The sequence below is a fragment of the Prochlorococcus sp. MIT2302 genome, assembly GCF_059772385.1.
Genome location: NZ_CM186285.1, coordinates 1,608,626 through 1,620,287, shown reverse-complemented (window position 1 = coordinate 1,620,287; position 11,662 = coordinate 1,608,626). Strand labels below are relative to the sequence as shown.

Below are 11,662 nucleotides of genomic sequence, written 5' to 3'. Positions count from 1 at the left end.
ACCAATGCTTGAACTGCTGCCTAGTCTTAAGGAAGGAACCAAGAAAAAAACAGGACAGGTTATTTTATCAGTGAAGTCTTCTAGAACTGAAAAGAAACAGCTTTGGCAAGCCGCAATAAAGTGGCCTTTATATTCAGTCGCAATAATGCCTGTAATTTTATCTGCAGCATGGGTACAAGGGAATGGCGGCAATATTCGTCTGGGACAATTCATCGGTTTTCTAATTGCCTCTATCTTGATTTTGCTTTGGGAGAATCTTACCAATGATCTTTTTGACGATGAAACTGGAGTTGACAAATACAAGTTCCACTCCGTAGTAGCTTTAACAAGTAATAAAACCACTGTAAGTCGAGTTGCATATTTTTCTCTTTTATTAGGTTTATTTATCATATTTATCCTTGCTCTTAAAAGTAAAATAACAGTGCTTTTTTTGGTCTTAATTTGTTGTTTCCTTGGATATTTATATCAAGGGCCACCATTTAGGCTGGGGTATAAGGGGTTGGGAGAACCCCTCTGCTGGATTGCCTTTGGCCCGCTTGCTACAGCTGCAGCACTAATTGTTATTTCTCCAAAATCCAATTTTCATACCATCCCCTGGGGAACAGCACTGATGGTTGGGGCAGGTCCAGCGATGGCGACCACTCTGGTTCTATTCTGTTCGCATTTTCATCAAATCAATCAAGATGCTGCTGTCGGTAAAAAATCACCCCTGGTCATCTTGGGCACTCATCGAGCGGCAGAATTTTTACCGTGGTTCGTTGGCCTAATATTTTTATTAGAATTATCACCTTTACTACTTGGGATATGGCCAACAACTACTCTTATATGTTTAATTAGCCTTCCTTCAGGTATAGATCTCATTAAATTAATTAAAAGACATCACAACCAACCTGAGCGTATCAAAAACAGTAAGTTTTTAGCTTTGCGATTTCAGACAATTAATGGTTTATGCTTGAGTATAGGTTTTGCTATATCCTCATTCTTTTATAATTAATTTATGATTTTGTTTAATCATGAAATTAATAATTAATTTTAAGCCATTTTCATTTCAACTAACTAGAAAGTTAATAACCTCGCAAGGAATTATTCATAGCAAAGAAGGTTTATTGTTACAAATAAAAGACTCAGATGGGAATTACGGATGGGGGGAAGTTTCACCTATTGAGAAAAAGGACTTACAAAAAAGCATCGAAGATCTAGATTTTATTGGGAGACAAACTACAAAAGATTCAATAGAAAATTATTTATGTGAGTTGCCAGGAGCACTTGCTTTTGGACTAGGAACCTGCTTAGCAGATTTAGAAAATCTCACTAAAAGCAAATTAAATTTTGAAGGTTTTGACGTCGCGAAATCAGCTTATCTTTTACCTACAGATATTGATCCATTAGAGTCAATAATTCAATATGTAGATGAATCAAGTAACATGAAAAATTCTTGTACAATAAAATGGAAAGTATCTGAGCTAGACAATAACTTTAAGGAAGAGAAAACATTACAAAAAATCTTAGATATCTTACCAAATAATTTTAAACTTAGAATTGATCCAAATGGAGGTTGGAGTCGCCAAAAAGCACAAGAATGGATTAACGAACTCAAAAATGAACCTCGCTTGGAATGGATTGAACAGCCACTCCCATCAAAAGATATTGAAGGTTTATTTTCACTAGCTAATCAAATTCCAATCGCATTAGATGAATCCTTGGTTGAATTTCCATATTTACGAAAAACATGGAAAAGTTGGCAAATACGTCGCCCTGCATTAGATGGTGATCCTAGATTACTGTTAAAAGAAATAGAACAAGAAGATAGTCAAACAGTCATAAGCACGGCTTTTGAAACTGGTATTGGGAGAAGGTGGGTTAATCACCTCGCTGCCAGACAAGGCAAAGGGGGAAATCCTTGTGCACCTGGACTTGCACCTGGATGGTGCCCAAAAGGCCCACTCTTTAACAACAATCCAAAATTAGTCTGGGAAGCCGTATGACCAAAATTGCAGTTGTAAAATGTGTTCCTGAAAAAAGCCTGGACTGTTCAAAAGAAATTTTGAATAATTTTGAAAAGCATAACTGGGTATACCTAGCTCCTCCAAAAGATCAAACGAAAATCCCCACATCGTCAACCTTACCTGAAGGAGAAGGAATAATCATTTCAAGCGGGGGGAGCATTGGAGGACCAAATCTTTGTTTACAATCAATTAAAAATCTAACTAATTCGGCTTTATCAACCGGAATATGGTTGCAGAATCATGGCCTTAAGCCAAATGAGTGCATCATTCTCAATTCACTACCTTTACATCATATAAGTGGTTTCATGCCTTGGTGGAGACATCACACATGGCGATCTGAGTATCACTGGATTTCACCTTCTTTAATGCATCGACCACTTCAACTTAAGAAGTTTAGTGAAGGATTAACTAATAAATATAGACGTCCATTAATTACATCCCTAGTCCCAACTCAATTATTATCTTTGATAGATAATGCCGATGGTTTAATATGGCTTCAATCCCTTGCTGTAATATGGGTTGGAGGAGCTTCCATCCCTGCAGACCTTGCTGAAAAAGCACGCAGAAAATGTATTAATCTAGCTCCTTGTTATGGAGCCACCGAAACAGCAGCGATGGTGACTTGTCTGAGTCCTAAAGACTTTTTAAATGGAAGTAATAGTGTTGGTTTTCCTCTAGAGGATGTTGAGATAGAAATCAACAAAAGAAATTCACTTAAGATTAAAACCAATAGAATTGCAACTTCAAAATGGAAGAATGATAAATCCGAATCAATTACAGACTCAAATGGATGGTGGGAAGCAGGCGATCTAGCGCAATACATCACTCTCGACAATAGAAAAGCAATACAAATCCTAGGTAGAAGAGATTCAGCTATAAATTCGGGCGGTGAAACAATTTTCCCAGAAGATATCGAGATGGAATTAATGAAAATAATCTCGAAAAATCAAATCCCAATTAAAGACATATTTGTACTAGGAGTTAGTGACAAGAAATGGGGAGAACGTTTAGTTGTTTTAACAAAATTCAAACATAAAGAAATCAACAGATCTCCAATCATCTCACTTCTCAATGATCTCATTGAAGACTGGCAACCATCCAAAAAACCACTTAACTGGTACGATTGTCCCAAACTTTTAAGAAATATCAATCAAAAATGGGAAATAAAAAAATGGCAAGATTGGATAGCCCTTAATAGACCTATTGACTAAAAATTCAAATTAGATTCATTAATCCACAAATTTATTTGCTTAGATAATGCACATTTTTTTCTTGTAATTGGATTTATCGATACATGTTTTATATTTGTCGTACCGATTTGCTCTCCATTCTTTTTAAAATTTAATCGAAGTACAAATGAAGACTCATTTATCTTCTCTGTATTCAGTTCGATATTTATAGTATCTCCAACATAAAGTGGTTGAAAATAATTTGCTTCACAATGAATAACTGGTAAAGCTACATCTAGTTGGCTTGTATTGATTTCGTTTGTAGGAAAAATATCTTTCAAAGCTATTCCATATTTTTCTAAACTTTCTTCCCAAGCTTCATGGCACCATTTGAATAATTGAAGAAAATGAACTACACCCGCTGCATCTGTCTCACCAAAACGAACGGTTCGTTGCAAAAACAACCATTCTCTAGGATCACGCTTCTTCAAAAGACTTACCTATCAACAGAACCCATAATCACATCAATTGAACCTAAGATAGCCATTATGTCAGCGACTTTGGCTCCCTTAAGTATATGAGGAAGTATTTGCAAATTATTTGAGTCAGCTGCTCTGATTTTAAAACGCCAAGGAGTCACATCATTATTGCCTTGAATAAACACTCCTATCTCTCCTTTCCCAGACTCAAGGCGTGTATATAACTCGCCATTGGGAATTTTAAAAGTAGGTGCAACTTTCTTAGCTACATATTGATAGTCGAACCCGGACAAATTACCTTTTTTTCCCTCAACTGTTCTTTGTGCCTCAAGATTTTCTGTTGGCCCACCAGGAATCATCTCACAAGCTTGTCGTAATATCTTTAATGACTGTCTCATTTCTTCAATACGTACTCTATATCTTGCATAACAATCACCCTCTTTCTCCCATGCGATATCCCATTCAAAGTCGTCATAGCATTCATAGTGATCTACCTTTCTCAAATCCCACGGGACACCTGCTGCCCGAAGCATTGGACCAGAAAGACTCCAGTTAATCGCTTGCTCTTTTCCTATGATTCCTAAGCCTTCTATACGTCTACGAAAAATAGGATTATTAGTAATCAATTTTTCGTACTCATCAATTTTCGGACCAAACCATTCACAAAAATCTTTGCATTTTTCTAACCAACCCCAAGGCAAATCACATGCAACACCACCAATGCGAAAATAATTATTGTTAATCAATCTCTGACCAGTTGCAGCCTCCCATAAATCGTAAATCATCTCTCTCTCTCTAAAAATATAAAAGAAAGGAGTTTGAGCTCCGACATCAGCCAAAAATGGGCCTAACCATAGCAAATGGTTAGCTATCCTATTCAACTCAAGCATTATCGCCCTGATATAACTTGCTCTCTTGGGTACCTTTATATTTGCTAAACGCTCAGGGGCATTAACAACAATGGCTTCATAAAACATACCAGCCGCATAATCCATGCGACTCACATAAGGAACAAACATAACGTTTGTTCTATTCTCCGCAATTTTCTCCATCCCTCGATGCAAGTAACCAATAACTGGTTCACAATCAACAACATCCTCTCCATCAAGGGTTACTACTAATCGCAATACACCATGCATTGATGGATGATGTGGCCCAAAGTTGACCACCATCGGCTCCGTACGCGTTTCAAGCTGCGTCATTGGGCCTAACCAAAGCAATGTCTAAATACTAGTAAAAACTTATGAAAGAAGGGCCAATTAGTTCAAGTTCTAACTTTAATCATGTCCCCGTAATGGGGAAAGAAATAATTCAATCACTAAAGGAATTACCAAGTGAATTAACAAAACAAGGATTAATTATTGATGCCACCATTGGAGGCGGGGGTCATTCAGCTCAAATACTCGAAAATTTCCCGGGAATCAAAATTATTGGACTTGATCGAGACCCAATGGCTATAAAAGCAGCATCAAAAAAATTAATTAAATTCGGAACAAGAATAGAAATAATTTCTACAAACTTCGCAGATTTTTCACATCATGAACAAGCTATTTGCGTCCTAGCGGATCTTGGAGTCAGTAGTCATCAACTTGATGAGCCTTCACGGGGTTTTAGCTTTCGTCTAAATGGTCCAATAGATATGCGTATGAACCCAGAAGAGGGTTCAAGTGCAGCCGAACTTATTGAAACTCTCTCTGAGCAAGATCTAGCTAATTTAATATATGAATTAGGAGAAGAAAAACGCTCTAGACGTATTGCAAGAAAAATAAAAAATGATCTAGCAGAAAATGGGCCATACTCTGGAACTCAAGACCTTTCTTATGCAATTGCAGGATGCTTTCCACCCAAGCAAAGATATGGTCGAATTCATCCCTCAACCAGAACTTTCCAGGCTTTAAGAATAGCTGTAAACAATGAATTAATCTCTCTCGATAGTTTACTTTTAAAAGCTCCAAACTGGTTGTTAGAGGATGGATTATTTATGGTGATGAGTTTTCATTCACTAGAAGATAGAAGAGTGAAATCGAGTTTTAAGACTGATAATAGATTAAAAATACTATCTAAAAAGCCTATGAGAGCAAGCCCTGAAGAGATAGAATTAAATCCAAGAAGTAAAAGTGCAAAGTTAAGAATTTCTGCAAAGAAATTCTTAAAATAGACTTAACTTATTGCCGAAGATTGATCACTATATTTGTAATAATTTCAATCGCTTTATTGATCTCTTTTTCGGTAGTATTTCTGCCAATACTCATCCTTATTGATGCTTCAGCATCATTTTTACAAAGCCCTATCTCCTTTAGGACATGAGAAGCCTCACCATTATTGCAAGCTGAACCACTGGTACAAAAAATAAACCTTCTTAATTGACCATGTAATTGACTTCCCTTCACACCAGGGAAAGTGATATTGAGATTATGAGGCAATCTTTGATCGATAGATCCATTAACTATTAATCCAGAAATATTCTTTTTTAATCCACTTAACAATAAGTTTCTAAAAAACAACAGTCTCTTATTCCTCCCATCCTGATCATTTTTTGTTATTTCGACTGCCTTTGCAAAGCCAACAATCAAAGGTACAGGAAGAGTGCCAGATCTTAATCCAAGCTCCTGTCCTCCTCCATATTGAAATGGTTCAAGAGGGAATCCTTCCCTAATCACCAAAGCCCCAATACCTTTAGGTCCATAAATTTTGTGAGCACTCAAACTCATCAAATCAATTTGAAATTTATCGGGATCTAAATCTAAATAGCCCAGGGCTTGAGCGGCATCAGTATGAAAAGCGATTCCCTTTCTCTTACAAAAAGATCCAATTTCAGCAATAGGTTGCAAAACCCCTATCTCATTATTTGCAGCCATGACACTAACCAGAAAAGTATCTTTTTCAACAGCTTCAGAAAGTTTTTCAATATTGATTAAACCCTCTTTATTAGGTTGTAATTCTGACAAACGAAACCCTTCTTTTTGAAGCTGTCTAAGCGGGTCAAGGACTGCATGATGTTCAGTTGAAACAGTTATTATGTGTCCAGGTTTTCCAGTCAGTTTTGCTTTAGCTCTTGCATGTCCAACTAAACCTAAATTATTTGCTTCTGTTGCCCCACTCGTAAAAATTAATCTTTTAGGGTTGATGTTTAAATAGGAAGCTATTGTTTCACGAGATACTTCTACTGCAGCTGAGGCAAAAACACCTGATCGATTATTAGTATTAGAGGGATTACCCCACAACTCATTCCAATAAGGAGCCATCTCCTCAACAACCTTCGTACAACATGGTGTTGAAGACTGAAAATCAAAAATCAGGTGATTATTATCCATTGATTCATTCGTTAAGCTAAATAACAAGAGAGGAATAAAGGTTAATATCCTATCTAGAGCTCTAGAAGTCTAATTTTTATGAGTGATCCCAATCCATCAACACAAGAAGTTTCTCAGACTCCAAGGATATTACTTGTCGACGACGAGCCTGGGTTAAGAACTGCTGTTCAGGCTTATCTTGAAGATGAAGGATTTCAAGTTACAACCGCTGTTGATGGAGAAGAGGGATGGGAAAAAGCTCAAAAAATGATCCCTGATGTGATTATCAGTGACGTCATGATGCCTAGATGCGATGGTTATGGGCTTTTAAAAAAAATTAGAGAAGATGAAAGACTTGGAGGTACACCTGTCATTTTCCTTACTGCTAAAGGTATGACAGCTGATAGAACTCAGGGGTATCAAGCAGGTGTAGACGACTACATGCCAAAACCATTTGATCCAGATGAACTAGTTGCAAGAGTTAAGAACGTAGTTCAGCGGCAAGAGAGATTATTAACTGAGGCAGCCAGATTTGCGAATGCTGATGTTGGCCAAATGGCAAAACAGATTACAGAAATAAAATCCATGCTTAGCCATGGGGATAAAAACAACCTTCGCAAAGATGATTCGATTCCTAATTTCACCCCAAGAGAAGCAAGCGTTTTGCAACTAGTTGCGGAAGGTTTAATGAACAAAGAAATTGCAAGACAACTTGAGACTTCTATCCGCAATGTAGAGAAATATGTGAGTCGATTATTTATTAAAACCGGCACTTCTAGTAGAACTGAACTAGTTAGATATGCACTTGAAAATCATTTAGTTACCTAAATGTGTTTTGAAAAATAAAGATTTTAGTTAACTAGGATTTCTCAAATTCTATCAATTTCGAGAAATAAAAAGGAGCTTGATTCAACTTGCTTTTGACCACTTTAAAGCCAGATTGCTTTGCAGCCTCGATAATTCCTGACTCCCTTAATGTGTAGGCCCTAGTGGTCTTACTTGGTCCAGGGAATAGCTGACCGATACCTTTCAAAAGTGCTAGTAAAGGGGTATATGGAGCAAAGCTAACAATTAATCTCTCATCAGATAATTGACAAAGATGTTTTACCATCTTCTCAGCCTCCTGTTGAGGGTAATGAATGAAAACATCTAAGCAAATAACTGTATTAAAGGAACCTTTTAAATTCTCTAAATCAGATGTTCGAAAATTCAGCTTATTGAAGTCCAAGCATGCCTCCTTTGCCCTGCTTTTCGTCTCAGTTATCATCGCTTCAGAAATATCACTTAAATGAATTGATTTAGCACCTAATTTTGCCAATGGGATACTTAAGCTACCAACACCGCAGCCAGCATCACAGAAACTTTTATCCCTGATATTGTTGTACTCTTTCAACCAATTAATGACATCATCAACTGTTTTTTGGTGACCTATCCTTATATTTTTTTGCACTTTATTTACATCATCACTTTCGCTGTATATCCGATTCCATCTATCAAATCCTGTCCCATTAAAATATTCAGTGACTTCGGCTTTTTCACTGTTCTCAATTTGCGTTGTCATTTAATCAGATAATTATCTCTTCCCAATCTTACGCAGCCAACTGCCAAGACAACTTTTGATTACAAGAATTCATTATCCATCAAAGAAAGACTGAATATTTTCCAGTAAAATTATTACAGTCATTGTGTTTTGACTCAATACCATACTTGGACCAAGTATTGCAATTAAATGGCAGAAGAAGAATCATTAATCCTATTAACTATTTTCTTCCATCTATCTAGCAAATGCAGGATTTCTAAATAATTGGCATTATTAAGAGTGAGATTTATAAAAATCACAATTGTCTTTAACCGAAGCTCATACATTGAAGAAAGTAGCAATAGTGATGGGTAGTGATTCAGATCTTAAAACTCTTGAGCCTGCCATTAAAATTCTAGATAAATTTGGGATAACTAATGAAGTAAGGATCTTATCCGCTCATAGAACTCCTAAAGAAATGATGGATTTTGCTCAGATGGCAGAATCGAATGGTTTTAGAGTCATAATTGCGGGGGCTGGAGGGGCTGCTCATCTACCTGGAATGATCGCATCTCTTACGACCCTTCCAGTAATAGGCGTTCCAGTCAAAAGCAAGGCGCTTTCGGGAGTAGATTCTATGTATTCAATCTTGCAAATGCCCTCAGGCATCCCAGTGGCAACAGTTGCCATTGAAGGGGGCCTAAATGCTGGCCTTTTAGCTACTCAAATTTTGGCAATTAACAATACTGAATTAAAAAACAAATTAAAAACCTACAGATCTGAGCTTCATGACCTTGTAGTAAAAAAAGATCAAAGACTTAAAGAAATTGGAGCTGGAATGTATCTAGAAAAAATGTAATGAACGTGAAATGAATTACTAATTCACTAAGTGATTTTTGAAATAATCTTTTTATAAACAAGAAAATTAGTAACTATATCAACACATTTATCAATCTCTAGATTTCCAGTATCAATTTTCAATTCTGGAGACTGAGGCTCTTCATAAGGACTTGATATTCCAGTAAAGTCCTTGATTTCTCCATTTCTTGCCTTGGCATAAAGTCCTTTTGTATCTCTTGTTTCACAAACCCCTAAATCAGCTGAACAATATATTTCTATAAAATCATCTTTTCCAACTAATGATCTTGCATTATTTCGATCAATTCTAAATGGTGATACAAAAGCTGTTAATACAATTAACCCAGCATCAAGAAAAAGTTTAGAGACTTCGCCAATTCTTCTAATATTTTCTTCTCTATCAAAATCAGAAAATCCTAGATCTTTGCATAAACCATGTCTAATGTTGTCTCCATCTAAAACATAAGTTGAATAACAATTTTTATGTAGAGCTACATTTACTGCATTGGCTAGTGTGCTTTTCCCAGAACCAGATAGACCCGTAAACCAAAGTATTGCACTGCGATGCCCTCTTTGCTGAGATCTAGCATCTCTATCAACTGAAGATTGATGCCAAACTATATTGGTGGCTTTTGATAGAGGTCTTTGAGAGTTTTGTTCCATGAATTCAGACTAATTGTTTACTATTCTCCATGTTGATCGACACAGTTTATTGTCAGCCTCCACTCTGTTTTGGTCTAAAACCCTCCTTAAAAAGAAAATCTTGAGCTTTTGAAATTTGATCTCCTTGTAACTCTAAAAAATCACCTTTCAAGGCTCCCCCTGTTCCGCAAGCTATTTTTAAATTCTTAAGAATTTCTTTTGCCTCTACTGGATTTAATTCCAGTCCTTTAATGACAGTCACAAGTTTTCCCTTCTTTCCAGATCGAGTTCTTTCTAGACGAACTTGTCGCTTTCCTTTAGGAGTAACACTATTTTGAGTGTGATTCCCTATTGTCTTAAGAGGGTCATTAAATTCACTCCAGCCACCTTTGGACATTTCTTACTTTTTGGCTGGTAACTATTTCTTAATTTAAGGTGACAGGTACACTCCCAACTCAATTTAAAGATTCGGATTTATCTCCATTAACAAGGCCAAATGCTTTTGGTCGATTTGGCAGGTATGGCGGACAATATGTTCCTGAAACTTTAATACCTGCCCTTATTGAATTAGAGCAAGCTGCTAAAGAAGCATGGAAGGATTCTTCATTCAATTCAGAATTGAATCATTTACTCAAAACTTACGTAGGAAGATCCACTCCTCTATATGAAGCCACAAGATTAACTGAACATTACAGAAAAAATACATTAAAAGGCCCACGAATTTGGCTTAAAAGAGAAGATTTAAATCACACAGGTGCGCACAAAATAAATAATGCACTTGGGCAAGCTCTTCTAGCGATACGGATGGGAAAAAAAAGAATTATTGCTGAAACTGGAGCTGGTCAGCATGGAGTTGCAACTGCGACAGTCTGCGCTCGTTTTGGATTGGAATGCATTATCTATATGGGCAAAGAAGATATGCGAAGACAAGCCTTAAACGTTTTCCGAATGCAATTACTTGGAGCTTCAGTGAAGCCAGTAACAACTGGAACTGCAACACTAAAAGATGCAACCAGCGAAGCTATTCGAGATTGGGTGACTAATGTTGAAAATACTCACTATATTCTCGGTTCCGTTGCGGGACCACATCCATATCCAATGTTGGTCAGAGATTTTCACGCAGTTATTGGGGAAGAAACAAAGCAACAATGCTCACAAGCTTTTGGGAGGTCTCCCGATGTTCTTTTAGCTTGTGTTGGTGGCGGATCGAATGCGATGGGTCTTTTCCATTCTTTTGTTGAAGACAAAAGTGTGCGAATGATTGGAGTTGAAGCTGCTGGAGATGGAGTCGATACTGGTCGACATGCAGCGACAATTACCGAAGGAAGAATAGGAGTGCTTCATGGAGCAATGAGTCTCTTACTCCAAGACAAAGATGGGCAAGTTGAGGAAGCGCATTCCATAAGCGCAGGTCTTGATTATCCAGGAGTTGGACCGGAGCATAGTTATTTAAAAGAAATTGGACGTGCGGAATATGCAGCTGTTTCTGACACTGAAGCCATAGAAGCTCTGCAATTAGTTAGTAAATTGGAAGGTATTATTCCTGCATTAGAGACCGCTCATGCATTTGCCTATCTTGAAAAACTTTGCCCAACTCTCAATCATAATTCTGAAGTTGTAATTAACTGCTCTGGGAGAGGAGATAAAGACGTTAATACAGTTGCTGAAAAACTAGGATCAAAAATATAAAGTAGAC

At 37.0% G+C, this 11,662-nt stretch carries 13 protein-coding genes; 7 read left to right on the top strand and 6 right to left on the bottom strand.

All coding sequences use genetic code 11. From position 1 onward, the window contains the following. The first annotated feature begins 4 nt into the window (after positions 1 to 4). From menA to AC6EI2_RS09290, 3 genes are read left to right on the top strand one after another with little or no spacing between them, the layout of a single operon-like run. Entirely contained in the window at positions 5 to 994 is a 990-nt protein-coding gene (gene menA / locus AC6EI2_RS09300; RefSeq protein ID WP_498462066.1) for a 2-carboxy-1,4-naphthoquinone phytyltransferase, read from the top strand. A gap of 19 nt (positions 995 to 1,013) precedes the next feature. Beyond that, positions 1,014 to 1,985, top strand: coding sequence for an o-succinylbenzoate synthase (locus AC6EI2_RS09295; protein ID WP_498462065.1), 972 nt, complete (start codon positions 1,014 to 1,016; stop codon positions 1,983 to 1,985). Then, on the top strand, positions 1,982 to 3,217 hold the full coding sequence (locus AC6EI2_RS09290; RefSeq protein WP_498462064.1) for an AMP-binding protein: 1,236 nt from the start codon (positions 1,982 to 1,984) through the stop codon (positions 3,215 to 3,217). Before AC6EI2_RS09295 ends, AC6EI2_RS09290 begins: the two co-directional genes overlap by 4 nt. On the opposite strand, the gene AC6EI2_RS09285 is transcribed toward AC6EI2_RS09290, so the two are convergent. After that, entirely contained in the window at positions 3,214 to 3,666 is a 453-nt protein-coding gene (locus AC6EI2_RS09285; RefSeq protein WP_498462063.1) for an acyl-CoA thioesterase, read from the bottom strand. The two genes, AC6EI2_RS09290 and AC6EI2_RS09285, sit on opposite strands and share 4 nt — an antisense overlap. A 5-nt stretch (positions 3,667 to 3,671) precedes the next feature. After that, positions 3,672 to 4,856 carry an NAD(P)H-quinone oxidoreductase subunit H gene (locus AC6EI2_RS09280; protein WP_498462062.1) on the bottom strand — a complete coding sequence of 395 codons (1,185 nt, stop codon included), beginning with the start codon at positions 4,854 to 4,856 and terminating at the stop codon, positions 3,672 to 3,674. Between the two features lie 41 nt (positions 4,857 to 4,897). On the opposite strand from AC6EI2_RS09280, the gene rsmH reads away from it, so the two are divergent. Then, entirely contained in the window at positions 4,898 to 5,812 is a 915-nt protein-coding gene (gene rsmH / locus AC6EI2_RS09275) for a 16S rRNA (cytosine(1402)-N(4))-methyltransferase RsmH (protein WP_498462061.1), read from the top strand. A gap of 7 nt (positions 5,813 to 5,819) precedes the next feature. Here the strand turns inward: rsmH and AC6EI2_RS09270 are convergent, their stop codons facing one another. After that, positions 5,820 to 6,968 (bottom strand): cysteine desulfurase family protein, encoded by a 1,149-nt coding sequence (locus AC6EI2_RS09270; RefSeq protein WP_498462060.1) that lies wholly within the window; start codon positions 6,966 to 6,968, stop codon positions 5,820 to 5,822. 78 nt (positions 6,969 to 7,046) lie between these two features. Here AC6EI2_RS09270 and AC6EI2_RS09265 point away from each other — a divergent pair, with 78 nt between their 5' ends. Continuing rightward, positions 7,047 to 7,775, top strand: coding sequence for a response regulator transcription factor (locus tag AC6EI2_RS09265; RefSeq protein WP_498462059.1), 729 nt, complete (start codon positions 7,047 to 7,049; stop codon positions 7,773 to 7,775). A gap of 31 nt (positions 7,776 to 7,806) precedes the next feature. Here the strand turns inward: AC6EI2_RS09265 and bchM are convergent, their stop codons facing one another. Continuing rightward, entirely contained in the window at positions 7,807 to 8,508 is a 702-nt protein-coding gene (gene bchM, locus AC6EI2_RS09260; RefSeq protein ID WP_498462058.1) for a magnesium protoporphyrin IX methyltransferase, read from the bottom strand. A 280-nt stretch (positions 8,509 to 8,788) separates the two neighbouring features. On the opposite strand from bchM, the gene purE reads away from it, so the two are divergent. After that, positions 8,789 to 9,325 (top strand): 5-(carboxyamino)imidazole ribonucleotide mutase, encoded by a 537-nt coding sequence (purE, locus tag AC6EI2_RS09255; RefSeq protein ID WP_498462057.1) that lies wholly within the window; start codon positions 8,789 to 8,791, stop codon positions 9,323 to 9,325. A gap of 26 nt (positions 9,326 to 9,351) precedes the next feature. Here the strand turns inward: purE and cysC are convergent, their stop codons facing one another. Beyond that, positions 9,352 to 9,987 carry an adenylyl-sulfate kinase gene (gene cysC, locus AC6EI2_RS09250; protein ID WP_498462056.1) on the bottom strand — a complete coding sequence of 212 codons (636 nt, stop codon included), beginning with the start codon at positions 9,985 to 9,987 and terminating at the stop codon, positions 9,352 to 9,354. A gap of 52 nt (positions 9,988 to 10,039) precedes the next feature. Beyond that, complete coding sequence (locus tag AC6EI2_RS09245) at positions 10,040 to 10,363, bottom strand: translation initiation factor (RefSeq protein ID WP_498462055.1); 324 nt, start codon at positions 10,361 to 10,363, stop codon at positions 10,040 to 10,042. Between the two features lie 38 nt (positions 10,364 to 10,401). Between AC6EI2_RS09245 and trpB the strand changes: the two genes are divergently transcribed. Next, on the top strand, positions 10,402 to 11,655 hold the full coding sequence (gene trpB, locus AC6EI2_RS09240) for a tryptophan synthase subunit beta (RefSeq protein WP_498462054.1): 1,254 nt from the start codon (positions 10,402 to 10,404) through the stop codon (positions 11,653 to 11,655). Positions 11,656 to 11,662: the final 7 nt, after the last annotated feature.

Excerpts from the sequence above, each read along its gene's own strand:
- menA (WP_498462066.1), top strand. The coding sequence starts at position 5 with ATGCTTGAACTGCTGCCTAGTCTTAAGGAAGGAACCAAGAAAAAAACA.
- AC6EI2_RS09295 (WP_498462065.1), top strand. The coding sequence starts at position 1,014 with ATGAAATTAATAATTAATTTTAAGCCATTTTCATTTCAACTAACTAGA.
- AC6EI2_RS09290 (WP_498462064.1), top strand. The coding sequence starts at position 1,982 with ATGACCAAAATTGCAGTTGTAAAATGTGTTCCTGAAAAAAGCCTGGAC.
- AC6EI2_RS09280 (WP_498462062.1), bottom strand. The coding sequence starts at position 4,856 with ATGACGCAGCTTGAAACGCGTACGGAGCCGATGGTGGTCAACTTTGGG.
- rsmH (WP_498462061.1), top strand. The coding sequence starts at position 4,898 with ATGAAAGAAGGGCCAATTAGTTCAAGTTCTAACTTTAATCATGTCCCC.
- AC6EI2_RS09270 (WP_498462060.1), bottom strand. The coding sequence starts at position 6,968 with ATGGATAATAATCACCTGATTTTTGATTTTCAGTCTTCAACACCATGT.
- AC6EI2_RS09265 (WP_498462059.1), top strand. The coding sequence starts at position 7,047 with ATGAGTGATCCCAATCCATCAACACAAGAAGTTTCTCAGACTCCAAGG.
- bchM (WP_498462058.1), bottom strand. The coding sequence starts at position 8,508 with ATGACAACGCAAATTGAGAACAGTGAAAAAGCCGAAGTCACTGAATAT.
- cysC (WP_498462056.1), bottom strand. The coding sequence starts at position 9,987 with ATGGAACAAAACTCTCAAAGACCTCTATCAAAAGCCACCAATATAGTT.
- AC6EI2_RS09245 (WP_498462055.1), bottom strand. The coding sequence starts at position 10,363 with ATGTCCAAAGGTGGCTGGAGTGAATTTAATGACCCTCTTAAGACAATA.